Source organism: Chryseobacterium sp. PCH239 (genome assembly GCF_018924625.1).
Taxonomy (GTDB): domain Bacteria; phylum Bacteroidota; class Bacteroidia; order Flavobacteriales; family Weeksellaceae; genus Chryseobacterium; species Chryseobacterium cucumeris.
This window is the reverse complement of sequence record NZ_CP073027.1, coordinates 2,016,789-2,031,862: the sequence shown is the minus strand read 5'-3', so window position 1 is coordinate 2,031,862 and position 15,074 is coordinate 2,016,789. Positions and strand designations below refer to the sequence as shown.

The following is a 15,074-nucleotide window of genomic DNA, read 5'->3' as shown; positions in this document are numbered from 1 at the left end:
GAAAATGATAGATGCACAAATGATTTATCAATCTCACACTTTCTATGCTGTAAGTATCAGCAGTTTATTTACGATTTAACTTAAATACAAAACGCTATGTTTCAGGATGATAAAAAAATTAAAGTAGCAAACCCGAAAAACGAGATAAACGCGGGCAAACAACAGTTGAAAAATACAGTGCAGGAGAATGTTACCAAAAAAGCAGAAGGAAAATTGAATAAGGCAGATGAAAAAGTAAAAAAGGTAGCAAAAGCAGGACAGCAAAGTTTAAATGTTGCTCAAGGTGCTGATATGTTTATGAACCAGACTTTTGTACCGAACAATCCTTCTATTGTTGATAATAAAGTATGGGCGAAACAGCCAACTTCAAAAATACACAATGCTGAAGCTATTGCTCAAAGTTTTATTGCAGGAATCAATCGTGTGGTAAAGCTGGATGTGGTTATTGAAGGACAAATTATCAAACATTTTAAGCATTTCAAACTTACCCAGAGTGCTGCAAAACATCATGAATTCAACCTGATGTTGGCTCATGATGCCCTTGGCAATGCAGAAAATCACAATCTTGAAGAGGCCCAAAGCTTTTTAGGAAAAAGAATTACTGTTGTATTTAAATATAAAGATGTAGAAAAAGGCGCTGAACGTAATTTTGTAGGAGTCATTACAGAAGTAGGTTTCAGCCAGGAAAAGGGAAGCCTTGGAAATATCGTTCTTAAAGGTTTTAGCCCGACAGTACTTTTGGATGCGGCTCCCCATATTCAGAGTTTTGGAGGTGGACAGCCTGTCAGCCTGAATAGTATTGCCGACCAGGTGATCCGTGAAGGGCTGGGACAAAATAAATTCGACTTCAGAATAGATGCTCAGCACGGAAATGTGGCCTACAGTTCACAATACGAAGAAACTCATTATAATTATCTTGCGAGAATAGCTGAGGCTTATGGTGAGCAGTTTTATTATGATGGTGAAGTATTACATTTTGGAAAACTTCCACCTCAGGAAAAACCTGTTAAACTTACCTATGGAAGCAGCGTAAGTGATATTGCTGTCAAAATGAAGGCACAGCATGTCAACCCTACATTTTATGGCTATAACAGCAGTAAAAATGAAAAACTGACCACTGGAAGTTCGAAAATCAGCCATACTTCAGATATTGCAAGAAGAGCCTACGAAATATCTGAAAAGATCTTCACCACACCTTCTTTGAGAGTAGCCCCAATAAAAGCAACCTCTTTTATGGACATTGATGCCTCACAGAAAGGAACAGCAGGAAGTAAAGCCTCGGAAGTATTTATTACATCGGGGACAACTACTTTTCCGTTTTTATATCCGGGATGTACAGCAGATATTGAAATGCGGAAATCTTCAACAAATGAAACTTCCTATTTTACCAAGCTGATGATTATCGAAGTAACCCATGAAGTAGATGCAAGAGGTTACTATGACGGTAAATTTGAAGCAATTGCCGCAGACACAGGTTTTATACCACGGCCTGAATTCGAAACTCCGAGAGCTGAGGCTCAGTTTGCAAAAGTAATTTCCAATACAGATCCTATGAATCAGGGAAGAGTTCAGGTACAGTTTGACTGGCAAAACGGGCCGGACAGTACAGAATTTATCCGTGTAATGTCTCCGGATGCAGGAAGCAGTGATAAGGTCAATAAAAATAGAGGCTTTATGTCAGTTCCTGAAGTTGGAGACCAGGTAATTGTCAATTTTGTACATCAGCATCCTGACCGTCCTTTCGTAATGGGAGGAATGTTTCATGGTAGTATAGGAGCCGGTGGCGGAGCTGGAAATAATATAATGAGCTTTAGCGGTAGAAGTGGTGCAGAATTAAAGTATGATAACGGAGCCGGATCGATGAATCTTAAAGATCAGGGTGGTGCAAATATGTTTTTTGACGGATCCGGAAATGTTATACATAATGCCAATAACAACAGCACTAAAACTGTTGGTAATGATAAAACAGATAAGATTGGAAACAATAAAAAACTGGAAGTAGGCTGCGATCATATTTCAGACGTAGGCAATACCCATAAAGTCTCAGTAGGCAAAGACCAGAGTGTATTTACAATGGATAATGCCGGAGTGATTGATTTAACCGGAGCCCAGAAAATTACCATTAAAGTAGGTAACAGTGAGATTATCATTACCGGAACGAAGGTTTCTATTAAAAGTGATGAAATCGACATCAACGGAGGCGGTGCAACAGCTAATTTTAAAGGCTTGACAAAAATAACAGGATCACAGGTAGATATCAATTAACAGAATGGATTTTATAAAATACGAGATTAAAAAAGGAGATACCCTGGAATCTCTTGCAGAGAAACAAGGGACATCCGTTAAAGAACTGATCAATTTTCATAACCTCTATTGTGGAACCACAAATTTTATTATTGGAGAAAAACTGCCTATTCATCTACAATATCTTTTTTTAGAAAAGAAAACAGGTGAAGAAATCAATAAGGCAATAGAAGACAGGAAATTTCCCAAAAAAGCAAGATACAGATGCGAACAGTTCAATACTACAAAGGTTGAAGATAGAATCACATTTCATTGCAATACCAAAAAAGAATATGTTGTTGAAAAAGATGCAGCCAATACTAAAGCTAAAGTAAAGCTTAAGGAATATTTATATAAAATAAATCCCGAAAATATGGCTCTTGCTATAGAAGCTGTCAAAGAACTGGAATTTGATAAAGAAGATGTAATTTTCAATTTAAATGATGACCATACCATAAAAGGAGTAGAAAATTTTCCCCAGATAAAGGAAAAATGGGAACTTTTTAAACCCAAATTAAAAGCTTCGGAATTTTACAGACAGGTGGAGAAAATTAACTCCAAAGCTGCTGAAGATATCATCAAAGGTGGCGGACTGGAATTTGAGAACGAAGCCAATCTGAGAAAAACCTATGACAAGTCTCTTCTTTATCATGTCTTGTTTAATGATTTTGATGCCCGTAAAAAGAGAAAGCAAAATGATGTTTTAAAGTTTATTTCACAGATATTTGTCAATGTTCCTATTGAACTGGAATTGCAGCATACCATTATAAAAGAAGATGATTACTTTATAGAATTCAGAACTGTGGGGACACTTTTAAAAGATAAAATAGATAATGCTGTGCTGGAAGAACAATACAACAAATTCTACAAACCTATTATTGAATATGGTTTCAGTGAATATAATTATGATTATAGAATCAGAAGAATGGTCGATAAAAAAACAGGAACTATTATCAATGCATCAGCATTAATGAAAGAAGAAGTAAAAAATAATTATCAGTTTGTTACCCAGTTTGATCTAAAACAAATTGAATATTAAAAGTAATTTTTAAGTATGGCCGAAAATAAAGTGTTTACATTCAATAACGTTTTGCCTTATCATATTGCCAGAACACTTCTGGTTATTATCCCATGCCTGGTTTTCTATGGAGCATTGTATTATGTTCTCTTCAAAGGAGTATTCAGACTTTCTTTCGTTATGTTTTTTTTCCTTTTTTATTTTGGAAGCTGTTATCTGATCCTGAAAGCAATTTCTGTGAAGTTGAAAATCTGGTTTGATGAAAACTATTTTTATATACAGAAGGGAAACCAGACTCCTGAAAAATATTCCAAGACAGATATTGAAGGATTTTATGCTTATGATTATGAAACCAAAGCACCGTCATTGCAAAGCTCAAAAATATACTTCAGATTCCGCTTGAAAAATAAGACAGACATTTACTTAAATGATGTTGAATACAAAAACAAATACGAAGAAGAGAAAGGAAACGAACTTAAAAAATTTCTGATATCAGCTCAGAAAGAACTCCATTTTTCAAAAACAGAAAAGAAAAGTCTTCAGAATGTTTATTGGTATTCACAATATAATTAAGACATATAAACTCTGAAAATTTAAAAGACAAATTCACTATTTACAGGATGTGTTAATCAATAAAATGTAACATTATGAGTGCTTCCTATATACCCAAAGATGTTTACACAGTGTGTACATTTCAAACCGATTCAGAACCAAGACAATTAATTCCTACAAGAGAACCCATTACTGTTTTCTATGGATCTGATAAAACCCGGCCCTTATTAACAAAAGAAGATCGAAATATCAATAAAGAATTTCCCTGTAAAAGTCCTAAAAATGCCATGTGGGGATTTCTTTGCTTTGGAGCAGGCCTTATTGTTGGTGCACTGCTTGTGTTATCCGGACCTATTGGCTGGGCTGCATTAGCAGTGGGAGTTGGTGTTCTGGCATGCGGAGCAGCAGCAGCATATCATGCAACAAAAATAAACCACTTATGTACTGAATCTTTAGGAAAAGGAAACTGGAAAATTGAACATGAAAAAGTAAAATTTGATCAATTTATGGCCATCACCCAGAACTCTATACTGGTTTGTGATACCGGAGGACTATTAAGCCCCATATTCAGCTATTCTGTGGCCAAGAAATACGCACAGCAGATCGAGAGTAATAATGGAAAGGAAATTGTTCTCAATGCCGCTGCTTCTTTCTTCGGAGGAGCTGGGATCGTTATTGCAGGAGTAGAAATGGGAATCGGTAAGACGCTATTGTGGATGGGTGGAACCATGGCAGTAATGAACGAAGGAAGTTACTGGGAAAGAGAAATCATCAGAAGCAACTCATTGGAAGATAATAGCCATTATCAGGATATGAATAAAGAAGCAGATGAAAACAGCAGAGTTCCCGGATACCTAAAGGATTTTCCAAAAAATGTGACGGGCATAACTCCTTCAGATCTTGCCAGCCCGGATATTCTGGAACTTAATGAAAAAGGAGGATTGGCAAGCAGAGACGGTAAAACCCCTATTTTCTTTAACGGAAAATGGTATGTCCAGGATTGGCAAAAAAACCTGATTGAAATAAAACAAGGGACAGCTTTATCTAAAGATTTGACAGCTTTAGAAGGTGTAGATTCCCGTGAAGTATGGAAAACATCTGAAGGAAAGGCTATTGTAGAAAATATCCGTAACGGCAAATATTCAGAATCTCTGGTTGCCACAGCAAAAGACGGCTTAGGAAGAGTACGTCCCCGAAACTTACCGAATTTAGCCAAAGAACTTCCCAGCATAAAAATGCAGAATATCAAAAATATTGGTAAACTTGGCGTAAAAGGTGGTGGATTCATCGGTTTCTTTTTCCCATTTATCGCTACGTATTTTTCTGAAGACTCAAGAAGAATATTAGCCAATGCAATGGCGGAAGATGCCGGAAACGGAATACATGTAATAGCAAATGATGTCTAGACTCAACCCAATTTTTTGATTTTTAAAAGATAAAATAACCAGACCTGTATAAGGTCTTTTTTTATGTATATAAGTGAATTTTATGTATATTATTTCTCTTAATAGTGTAATAAGTTGGTGTTTGTTGAAGATTTTTAATCCTTTTTAAAATATTTATTTACAGTGTATTGTGCTTTGTTTTAAATCTAATATCGTAGAATTACGACACGAAATCGTAGAACTACTACATCAAATCGTACAATTACGACACTTTTTCAGATTTCCCTTCAATTGCTTTTTTATCAAACCCAAGGAGGCTATCTTTGTTATATAATTATTGAATTACAATTTATTACTAACGATTAAAATTTACAATCATGGCAGAAAGAAATTCAAGAGGAATCTTAAAATTCAACAACGGTGAAGGGCAGAAACTGTTAAAAATGAACTACAGTGTATCAAGATCTACAGACGTATCAGGACGTGTAGCATCAGATCCTTCCAATGCATTAATTAAGGTGACAGTAGAAGCTACTGAAAAGTCAGACATCCTTGAAAGCTTACTAAACGGTAAATACAAGCCGACAGTAGGAGAGATCACTTTCAACAAATCTCACGAAGAAGGAACATTGATTACTTTGAAATGGGAGAACGGATATGTGATCCAACACGAAGTAGACTTCGACGCAGTAGACAGTAACAGTATGCTGATCAGCTTTGTAGTAAGTGCTGAAACCATTGACTACGGTACTTCTCAGTACGCAGGACTATGGCCTTCTTCAGGTAAATAATCCCATAAACTTAAATAAAAAAAGAAACAGTATGCCTTCGGGTATGCTGTTTTGTTTTTTTAACCCCATCTTGAACCCTCGAACCCGAATCTCCATTCCCGAAACCCTTCAACGGGCTGCCAGTTTTTACTCCTATTTTCTTATATTTGTTCATTATTCAAAATATGGACGCAACACAAGATAAAAGGCTGTTTCTCATCGATGCTTATGCGATGATTTTCAGAGGATATTACGCATTAATCAGGAATCCGAGACTTACCAGCAAAGGTCTGGATACTTCTGCCATCTTTGGTTTTACCAATTCTTTGATCGAATTGATCAGAAGAGAAAAACCAACACACCTGGCAGTAGTTTTTGATGTTGGACAGGCCAGTGTAAGAACTGATGATTTCTCAGAATATAAAGCCAACAGAAGCGAAACTCCCGAAGCAATCAAAATTGCGATTCCATATATTCACAAAATTCTGGAAGCAATGCACATCCCGATTCTTGGGGTGGAAGGATATGAAGCCGATGATGTCATTGGAACTATCGCATGCAAAGCAGAAAAAGAAGGATATACCACTTTCATGGTGACGCCGGATAAAGATTTTGCACAGCTGGTTACCGATAAAATTAAAATTTATAAGCCAGGTTTAAAAGGTGGCGACATTGAAATTTTAGGAGTAGAAGAAGTAAAGGCAAAATATGAGATTGATGATCCTAAGCAGGTGATTGATTTCCTTGCTATGATGGGAGATGCAGTAGATAATATCCCTGGATTAGAAGGGGTAGGAGAAAAAACGGCTATGAAATTCCTGAAAGAATTCGGCAGCATTGAAAATTTATTAGCCAATACGGATAAACTGAAAGGAAAACTGAAAGAAAAAGTAGAAGCTTCCGCAGAACGTGGTATTATGTCTAAAAAACTGGCAACCATTATTTGTGACGCTCCTGTAGAATTTCATCAGGAACAATACGATTTGGAAACTCCGGATTTTGAAAAAGTAAAAGAGGTCTTTGATGAAATAGAATTCAGAAGGTTATACGAAAACCTTTACAGGGCTTTTGCTCCTGCGGCTGTAGAAACAGTGGTTGTAAGTGAAGTAGAAGTAAAGCAGACACCGGCCGGAACCGAAGTAAAAGGACAGGTGATGCAGCTTGACCTTTTTGCCAATTTTGAAGAACTGGAACAGGCTACTTCTACAAAGTCAACGATTGAGAATAATGATCACCTTTATCAGTTTATCAATAATCCGAAAGCTCAGAAAAAACTGGTAGACAACCTGCTGCAGCAGAAAGTAGTATGTTTCGATACGGAAACGACATCATTAAACGAACTGGAAGCAGAACTGGTAGGAATGAGCTTCTCTTATAAAAAAGGACTTGCCTACTACATTCCTCTCTCTGAAAACAGAGAAGAAGTGTTGCAGACCATGGAGATTTTCAGACCGTTTTTCGAAAAAGAAGACCTGCTTAAAATTGCTCACAATCTAAAATACGATTATAAAGTTTTAAAACAGTACGACATCACCGTTAAAGGGGCTATGTTCGATACCATGATTGCCCACTACCTGCTGAATCCGGATGGAAGACACGGGATGGATTACCTTTCAGAAGTATATCTGAACTATAAACCGGTATCCATTGAAACCATCATCGGAAAAAAAGGGAAAAAACAGGGGAATTTCAGAGATGCTGATCTGAGAACGCAGACAGACTACGCGGCGGAAGATGCAGACATCACTTTCCAACTGTATGAACTTTTCGCACCGCAGCTGAAAAAAGAAAACCTGGAAGAGCTTTTCTTTAATATTGAAATGCCTCTGATGGAAGTACTTGCAAAAATGGAACTTTCAGGGATTTCTTTGGATGAAAAATGGTTGGCACAGGAAAGTGTTGACCTTGAAAATGATCTGAAACAGCTGGAAACAAAGATTTTTGAACTTTCAGAAGAAGAATTCAATATGAATTCCCCTAAACAGTTGGGAGAAATTCTTTTTGAAAAATTACAGCTGGATCCCAAAGCCAAAAAAACAAAGACAGGACAATATGCAACCTCAGAAGATGTTCTTCAAAAATTAAGTTCAAAACATGAAATCATCAAGCATATCCTGGAATACAGAACCTATCAGAAATTAAAATCAACTTATGTGGATGCATTGCCTTCACAGATTGAGAAAAAAGATAACAGAGTACATACCAACTTCTCACAGACTACAGCTGCTACAGGCCGTTTGGCGAGTGTAAACCCTAACCTGCAGAATATTCCGATCCGAACGGTAAGGGGCCAGCAGATCCGTGGAGCATTTGTTTCCGGAGAAGGGAAGAAGATTATTTCTGCCGATTACTCTCAGATTGAACTTCGTTTGATTGCTGAGATTTCCGGAGAGGATAATATGATCAAAGCTTTTCAGGATGGAGAAGATATCCACGCTTCTACCGCTGCAAAACTCTTTAAAATTCCTTTGGCTGAGGTATCCAAAACCCAGAGAAGTCAGGCTAAAACCGTAAACTTTGGAATTATCTATGGACAAGGAGCTTTTGCTTTGGCAGAACAAACCGGATTATCCCGTACAGAAGCCAAACAGATGATCGAAGCTTACTTTGAAACCTATCCGAAACTGAAGGAGTACATGGCTGAGCAGGTGAACAAAGCACGCCAGGTAGGATATGTTGAAACTATTTTAGGAAGAAAACGTCATTTGAAAGATATTAATTCCAATAATTTTGTGGTAAGAGGTCATGCGGAAAGAAATGCTGTAAACGCACCAGTTCAGGGAAGTGCAGCAGATGTTGTAAAGCTTGCCATGATTAAAATAGACAGAGAACTTGAAGAGCAACAGCTTAAAACAAAGATGCTGCTTCAGGTACATGACGAATTGGTGTTCGAATCTCCGGTAGATGAGATTGATACAGCCTCAAAACTAATCAAAACTGAAATGGAAAGTGCCCTGAAAACACAGGTTCCTTTATTGGTAGAAATTGGAGTAGGAGATAACTGGTTAGAAGCACATTAATCAATACTGTAAATCATACTTTAAATAAAAAACTTCCGTCTTTTAGGCGGAAGTTTTATTTTGTTAGAACTGGACAGCTTACTCCTGTTCTACAGAATTGTAAACATTGGTGACAACATCATCAGGAGAAACATTTTCAAATAAAAATCTTTCTTTTTTTACCTGTACTTTTTTAGTTTCTGATGGCATTTCTTGTTCCATGGTATTTACCGTTTCCAGTATTACTTTACCTTTCATAGGCTCATAATAGAGGGCAGAGTGGGAACCCGCACCCATATTATACGTTTCAATATAGGTAAGAATCAGGTTGTCATTCATATATTTGAATTTACTGAACTGATTACCATAAGGTCCGATATCATAGAGATTGATATTCAATGTTCCTTTTTCAATACTGATGTCTTCAGGATCGTGCATTTTATAACCAGATTCATTGTATTCATCGGGAAAAACGGTTTCAGAACTTTTAAATAACCGGTATGTTTTGTCAGGATTCTTTAGAAGGACTATCATAGTTCTCTGTGCTAAAGTGTCGTCTTTTTTTCTTAAAACCAAAGCTTTATCAGGAAGTCCGTCATGGTTGAGATCACCTTCGGTTTCGTATTGAATTTCATATTGACTGGATACAAAATCTGAGACTTGTTTTCCTGCTGTCGACTGTTCCTTCTCAACTGGTGCCGTATCCTTTTTTATAATGCCCGAAGAATTTTTCGGAGCCTGGGTTTTGGTTTTGTTACATGAATAAGCAATTAAAGAAGCAAAAAGTAAAGTAGAAATGATTTTTTTCAATGGTTTTTGTTTTTAAGATACAAATCTAGCTTTTATTTCCTGATAATGTAAAATTACAACACACAAACATCCCAGTACGGTAACAGGTAGAAAGGAAAGTGAAATTGTATATTGGATTTCCGAATTGAAATCGTAAGTACTCCAGGAAGATTCCCTGTCTACAAATAGAGTGTAGTTCCAAAATAACCAGACAAAGATCAGGAATAGGAACTCGACTGAAGCCTTGAAGAAAATCTTTTTAACAAAGAAAAGCAGAGAAAAGACAATTGATAAGAATCCACCGGCTATAAGGGATATATACACCGCATCTTCAAAAAATGAACAGTCTATACAGCCGCTTGAAACACGTTCTGAAAAGGTTCCCATTGACCAGTAAAATTGTAAGAATGTAACCACTGAAATAAAGGTGGTACTAATGAACCATCTCTTCAGAAAAGAGTAGAACTGATTAAGTTTGAATTCTTTCATGATGTTCAAATGTCTGAATTATTTCGTCATTCCTAAGATATAGCTTTATTGTGTTCATTGATAAAAAATGGCAACAGATGATTTATATATAATGAAATCACTTGTTGCCGGTGTTGAGAAAGCAGTTTTGCTTTGGTTATTAAATATCGTATTCTATTTCCCCCACATAATGCAGTGAAAAATCATCATTTTCTACAGAAACCGGATTAGGAATTACAAATCTTGTTGCAAAAATAATAGCATTTACGGGCGTATCCAGACTGAGTTCGTTTAATTTGTTTTCCAGAACCGGAAGCCATTGGTCAGCATAAGAATACTCTGCAAACTTATCATAAAGACTAAGGCTTTCATCCTCAAAACCATATTCTATAAAATCATCATCAAACCATTTGATGTTCTGTGATTCTGCAAACTTGGAAACATACTGATCATCAGTTTCTTCCTCTATATAGTAGTTTTCATCCTCTTCTATAAAGCTATAAAAATCTTCTTCATTCTTGAAATATCCTAACCAGAAGTGTGAAATTTCTTTATCCATAATTATATATATAAGTATTATTTTTTTGATTTTTTAATAAGTGACATTTTTCCGCATTGATGAATATCCCTTTTATACAAGAAAATTTCCGCAATTAAAATGTAACATTGCAAAAGTTTTTCATGCAATAAATTTTTTGAGGCAGCAACGCAAAATCTCCTCAGCAAAGATAGTTCCTTAATAGTATTTATTGTAAATTTATTCTCTGTTTAAATTATAAAAGATGGATTTTCTTCAGGACCACTATATTATTAAAAATGAATTGCTGCTGATCCTTATTTCAGTTATTCTAGGATTGTTTATTGGTGCTGAACGTGAATACCGTAATAAGTCGGCCGGCCTCAGGACCTTTATTCTCGTGTGTTTTGGTGCCTGTCTGTTTACCATACTTTCTATAAAAATAGGCGTGGCCAATCCGGATCGTCTGGCAGCTAATATCATTACAGGAATCGGATTTCTGGGAGCAGGGGTTATTTTCAAAGGAGATAATAAAATTGAAGGAATTACCACAGCCACCACTATCTGGGCAACTGCTTCTATTGGAATGGCTGTAGGTTCCGGCTATGTTTATATTGCATTGTTGGGAACTACGTTGGTATTACTTATTTTAAGTGCCCTGACTTATCTCCAGAATTTTATTGATAATTATAATAAAGTAAGGGAATACAGAATTGCTGTAACAGACTCCCAGGATATTAAATATTGTGAAAATATATTCAAAGAAAATCACTTAAGATATCAGATGCTTAAACAGCAGTATTCTCAGGAAAGCTTTACCATTATATGGAGACTTACCGGAAAAAATAGCCATCATGAGGAAGTCATCGGACGTCTGGTGAATGATCCGAAAATTAAAGCGTATCAGTTTTAGACAGTGAAAGAGCAAAAAAATAAAGGCCGAAGCCTTTACTTTTATTTCTTCTTAAATACATAAAGATCTTTGTTGGGACCATCGATCTCCTTGCCTTCCATATCCAGCTGGATCAGCATATTCTCACCCACTTTGTATTTATAGTTGGCAGATTTCCCTTTTAAAGTAATCATGCTTCCAGTAGCCTCCCAGGTGAAAGATCCTTTGTCCTGGTTCTTTGAATTTCTGTCAAGATATTCTTCAGTAATGCTGAATGTTTTATCATCATTCAATGTCAAAGAAGTCTTTATTCCCGGGCAGTCTGCACAAGGAACTGTTGCTTCATAAGTACCTGCCCAGTCCAGAGCATTTTCAGAAGTGTCACCAGCTGCTGTAGGAGTTGCTTTAGTGATACTGTCCGTAGCAGTAGGTTGTACAGCCGTTGTAGAATCTGTAGTAGCTGTTGTTTCAGTGGTTTCTTTTTTAGAACATGAAGCAAGGAATAGAACAGATACCATTCCCAACATGAGCATTTTACTTTTCATCATAATAATTAATTTAAGGATGTTTTTTATAATAATATACTTCCAATCAACAAAAACTGAGCCAGAGGGAAGGGATAGAATGTTTGAATGAATAGTGAATAGCCAATTCGCTCCGCTTGTCAATTTTTAATGAATTTACTTATTGTTTGATTATAAAAATTCACCATTCACTTGCGAAGCAAGCTTCACCATTGACAATCCAATTTTTGAACGCATTGTGAATAGTGAATAGTCAATTCGCTTCGCTTGTCAATTTTTAATGAATTTAATTATTTTTTTGATTATAAAAATTCACCATTCACTTGCGAAGCAAGCTTCACCATTGACAATCCAATTTTTGAACGCATTGTGAATAGTGAATAGTCAATTCGCTTCGCTTGTCAATTTTTAATGAATTTAATTATTTTTTTGATTATAAAAATTCACCATTCACTTGCGAAGCAAGCTTCATCATTGACAATCCAATTTTTGAACGCATTGTGAATAGTGAATAGTCAATTCGCTTCGCTTGTCAATTTTTAATGAATTTACTTACTGTTTGATTATAAAAATTCACCATTCACTTGCGAAGCAAATTCACCATTGACCATCACTATTTTCCAAAAACGAACTCTTAGTAACTTTTCCACCCGTTTTATAAAGCCTGTTCCTATTTTTCTTTGTAAATTGGGGCAAAATTTTGATTATGACAAAAAAGATACTTTTATCTGTATTTCTTTTGCCAGCTGCAATGGCATTTGCGCAACAATATGGAGGAATGTGGATTCCTACAGAGCTGAATGAAAAGGAAATGAAGGATTTAGGAATGAAGATTTCTGCAAAAGATATTTTCAATCCTCAGAAACCAAGCATTAAAGATGCGGTTGTACAGTTTAACGGCGGATGTACTGCAGAAATTATTTCGCCTAAAGGATTGCTTTTAACGAACCATCACTGTGGTTTTGGGCAGATTCAGGCACACTCTACCGTTCAGAATGATCTTCTTTCAAACGGATTTTGGGCAAAAAATACAGAAGGTGAGCTTCCTAATCCGGGAGTAAAAGTAGATTTTATTGTAGATATAAAAGAAGTTACTGATCCGATATTAGAAGGTACAGACAATCTTACAGAACCAGAACTTACTAAAAAGATCAACAACAATATTGAGGTGTATAAAAACTCTCAGAAAATTGAATCTTACCAGTCAATCATGGTAAAACCAATGTATTATGGAAACAAATACTATGCTTATACCATCGAAACGTATAAAGATATCCGTCTTGTAGGAGCTCCGCCTCAAAGCATCGGGAAATTCGGAAGCGATACGGACAACTGGGTTTGGCCGAGACACACCGGAGATTTCTCTATGTTCAGAATTTATGCAGACAAGAATAACAAACCTGCAGAATATTCTAAAGACAATGTACCTTACGTTCCAAAGCACTATTTACCGGTTTCTATCAAAGATAAAAACGAGAACGATTTTACTTTTGTTTTCGGATTCCCGGGAAGAACTACAGAATACCTTCCTGCAATCGCTGTAGAGAAGATCATGAAAGATATTGACCCTGCGAGAATTGCGGTACGTGATGTTGCTTTAAAAACTTTGGACGAAAAAATGCGTGTTGACAATGAAACGCGTATCAAATATGCTTCAAAATATGCTTCAGTAGCCAACTATTGGAAAAAATGGATCGGTGAAGTAGAAGGATTGAAAAAATCCAATGCTGTAGAAAAGAAAGTAATGTATGAAGGTTCTTTGGTTGCTAAAAATCCTGAGATCAAGACTACTTTGGATCAGCTGAATAAACTGTACAATGATCAGGCTCCTTATGCATTAAACAATGCTTACTACACAGAAGTGATAAGAAATGCAGAGACTTTGAAGCTTGCCGGAGATTATTATGACTTCGTAGCTTCTGTAGAAGCAGGAAGAATGGATGAAAAGGAACTTTCAAAGTTAAAAACAAAATTAACTTCTTTCTATAAAGATTACAGTGCTGAGCTTGATGCAAAAGTAACTGCGAAACTATTGGCTTTATATGTGAATAAAACGGCACCTCAGTTTTTACCGGCAGGATTCAGCAAATATAAAGATGAGAATGCTAATATTCCTGTTATAGAAGATATGTCTAAAAACTCTGTTATCACAGGAAGAACAGCTGTAAACGGAGGAACATTAACTGCCGATATTGATAAAGCATTTTCTAATCAGGATAAACTGATCAGGACTTTAAAGAAAGATCCTATTTATCAATTATATGTTTCGATGAAAGAAACCTATATGAAAACTGCAGATCCGCAATACACTTCAATGCAGGCAAAAATTGATGCTTTGCAGAAAAAATTCATGGCGCAGCAGATGAAGACGGATAAAGACAGAAAATTCTTCCCGGATGCCAACTCAACGCTTCGTGTGACTTACGGTAAAGTGAAAGGTTCTACTCCTAGAGATGCTGTTTCTTACGGATACCAGACTCACCTTGCAGGAGTAATGGAAAAGTATGTTCCCGGAGATTACGAATTTGATGTTCCCAAGAAACTGATTGACCTTTACAACAAAAAAGATTTCGGAATCTATAAAGATAAAACAGGTGATGTTCCTGTAGGATTCACTGCTACCAACCATACAACCGGAGGAAACTCGGGAAGTCCGGCTTTGGATGCCAACGGAAACCTTGTAGGATTGAATTTCGACAGACAGTGGGAAGGAACAATGAGTGATATCAACTATGATCCGCGTTTCAGCAGAAACATCATGGTAGATACAAAATATATCCTTTTCATCATTGATAAGTTCGCAGACTCAAGATGGCTTGTTGATGAAATGAAGATCATAAAATAATTTTAAAAGTTATACCTTTAAGAATCTATTTG

The 15,074-nt window shown here is 36.3% G+C and carries 12 protein-coding genes; 8 read left to right on the top strand and 4 right to left on the bottom strand.

Annotated elements, in window-relative coordinates:
- Positions 1–96: 96 nt before the first annotated feature.
- The 6 genes from KBP46_RS09195 (at position 97) to polA (ending at position 9,028) form a co-directional block, all read left to right on the top strand.
- On the top strand, positions 97–2,265 hold the full coding sequence (locus KBP46_RS09195) for a type VI secretion system Vgr family protein (protein ID WP_216445187.1): 2,169 nt from the start codon (positions 97–99) through the stop codon (positions 2,263–2,265).
- Positions 2,266–2,269: 4 nt separating this feature from the next.
- Entirely contained in the window at positions 2,270–3,322 is a 1,053-nt protein-coding gene (locus KBP46_RS09190) for a LysM peptidoglycan-binding domain-containing protein (RefSeq protein WP_216445186.1), read from the top strand.
- A gap of 15 nt (positions 3,323–3,337) precedes the next feature.
- Entirely contained in the window at positions 3,338–3,874 is a 537-nt protein-coding gene (locus KBP46_RS09185) for a hypothetical protein (RefSeq protein ID WP_062675329.1), read from the top strand.
- Positions 3,875–3,948: 74 nt separating this feature from the next.
- Positions 3,949–5,259 carry a hypothetical protein gene (locus KBP46_RS09180; protein ID WP_216445185.1) on the top strand — a complete coding sequence of 437 codons (1,311 nt, stop codon included), beginning with the start codon at positions 3,949–3,951 and terminating at the stop codon, positions 5,257–5,259.
- A 356-nt stretch (positions 5,260–5,615) separates the two neighbouring features.
- Complete coding sequence (gene tssD / locus KBP46_RS09175) at positions 5,616–6,029, top strand: type VI secretion system tube protein TssD (RefSeq protein ID WP_062675327.1); 414 nt, start codon at positions 5,616–5,618, stop codon at positions 6,027–6,029.
- 164 nt (positions 6,030–6,193) lie between these two features.
- Positions 6,194–9,028 carry a DNA polymerase I gene (gene polA, locus KBP46_RS09170; RefSeq protein ID WP_216445184.1) on the top strand — a complete coding sequence of 945 codons (2,835 nt, stop codon included), beginning with the start codon at positions 6,194–6,196 and terminating at the stop codon, positions 9,026–9,028.
- Between the two features lie 78 nt (positions 9,029–9,106).
- Here the strand turns inward: polA and KBP46_RS09165 are convergent, their stop codons facing one another.
- The 3 genes from KBP46_RS09165 to KBP46_RS09155 form a co-directional block, all read right to left on the bottom strand.
- Positions 9,107–9,817, bottom strand: a complete 711-nt coding sequence (locus tag KBP46_RS09165) for a hypothetical protein (RefSeq protein WP_216445183.1) — start codon at positions 9,815–9,817, stop codon at positions 9,107–9,109.
- Positions 9,818–9,829: 12 nt separating this feature from the next.
- Positions 9,830–10,285, bottom strand: a complete 456-nt coding sequence (locus KBP46_RS09160) for a hypothetical protein (protein WP_123278818.1) — start codon at positions 10,283–10,285, stop codon at positions 9,830–9,832.
- Positions 10,286–10,424: 139 nt separating this feature from the next.
- Positions 10,425–10,823, bottom strand: coding sequence for an immunity 22 family protein (locus tag KBP46_RS09155; RefSeq protein WP_216445182.1), 399 nt, complete (start codon positions 10,821–10,823; stop codon positions 10,425–10,427).
- Positions 10,824–11,046: 223 nt separating this feature from the next.
- On the opposite strand from KBP46_RS09155, the gene KBP46_RS09150 reads away from it, so the two are divergent.
- Positions 11,047–11,694 carry an MgtC/SapB family protein gene (locus KBP46_RS09150; protein WP_062675322.1) on the top strand — a complete coding sequence of 216 codons (648 nt, stop codon included), beginning with the start codon at positions 11,047–11,049 and terminating at the stop codon, positions 11,692–11,694.
- A 41-nt stretch (positions 11,695–11,735) separates the two neighbouring features.
- On the opposite strand, the gene KBP46_RS09145 is transcribed toward KBP46_RS09150, so the two are convergent.
- Entirely contained in the window at positions 11,736–12,221 is a 486-nt protein-coding gene (locus tag KBP46_RS09145) for a copper resistance protein NlpE (protein ID WP_253297247.1), read from the bottom strand.
- A gap of 682 nt (positions 12,222–12,903) precedes the next feature.
- Between KBP46_RS09145 and KBP46_RS09140 the strand changes: the two genes are divergently transcribed.
- Entirely contained in the window at positions 12,904–15,042 is a 2,139-nt protein-coding gene (locus KBP46_RS09140; RefSeq protein ID WP_123278815.1) for a S46 family peptidase, read from the top strand.
- The last annotated feature ends 32 nt before the right edge of the window (positions 15,043–15,074 follow it).

What these genes read in the sequence shown, in the direction of transcription:
- KBP46_RS09140 (WP_123278815.1), top strand. Translation starts at nt 12,904, where the DNA reads ATGACAAAAAAGATACTTTTATCTGTATTTCTTTTGCCAGCTGCAATG.
- tssD (WP_062675327.1), top strand. Translation starts at nt 5,616, where the DNA reads ATGGCAGAAAGAAATTCAAGAGGAATCTTAAAATTCAACAACGGTGAA.
- KBP46_RS09160 (WP_123278818.1), bottom strand. Translation starts at nt 10,285, where the DNA reads ATGAAAGAATTCAAACTTAATCAGTTCTACTCTTTTCTGAAGAGATGG.
- KBP46_RS09185 (WP_062675329.1), top strand. Translation starts at nt 3,338, where the DNA reads ATGGCCGAAAATAAAGTGTTTACATTCAATAACGTTTTGCCTTATCAT.
- polA (WP_216445184.1), top strand. Translation starts at nt 6,194, where the DNA reads ATGGACGCAACACAAGATAAAAGGCTGTTTCTCATCGATGCTTATGCG.
- KBP46_RS09155 (WP_216445182.1), bottom strand. Translation starts at nt 10,823, where the DNA reads ATGGATAAAGAAATTTCACACTTCTGGTTAGGATATTTCAAGAATGAA.
- KBP46_RS09145 (WP_253297247.1), bottom strand. Translation starts at nt 12,221, where the DNA reads ATGATGAAAAGTAAAATGCTCATGTTGGGAATGGTATCTGTTCTATTC.
- KBP46_RS09190 (WP_216445186.1), top strand. Translation starts at nt 2,270, where the DNA reads ATGGATTTTATAAAATACGAGATTAAAAAAGGAGATACCCTGGAATCT.
- KBP46_RS09150 (WP_062675322.1), top strand. Translation starts at nt 11,047, where the DNA reads ATGGATTTTCTTCAGGACCACTATATTATTAAAAATGAATTGCTGCTG.
- KBP46_RS09195 (WP_216445187.1), top strand. Translation starts at nt 97, where the DNA reads ATGTTTCAGGATGATAAAAAAATTAAAGTAGCAAACCCGAAAAACGAG.
- KBP46_RS09180 (WP_216445185.1), top strand. Translation starts at nt 3,949, where the DNA reads ATGAGTGCTTCCTATATACCCAAAGATGTTTACACAGTGTGTACATTT.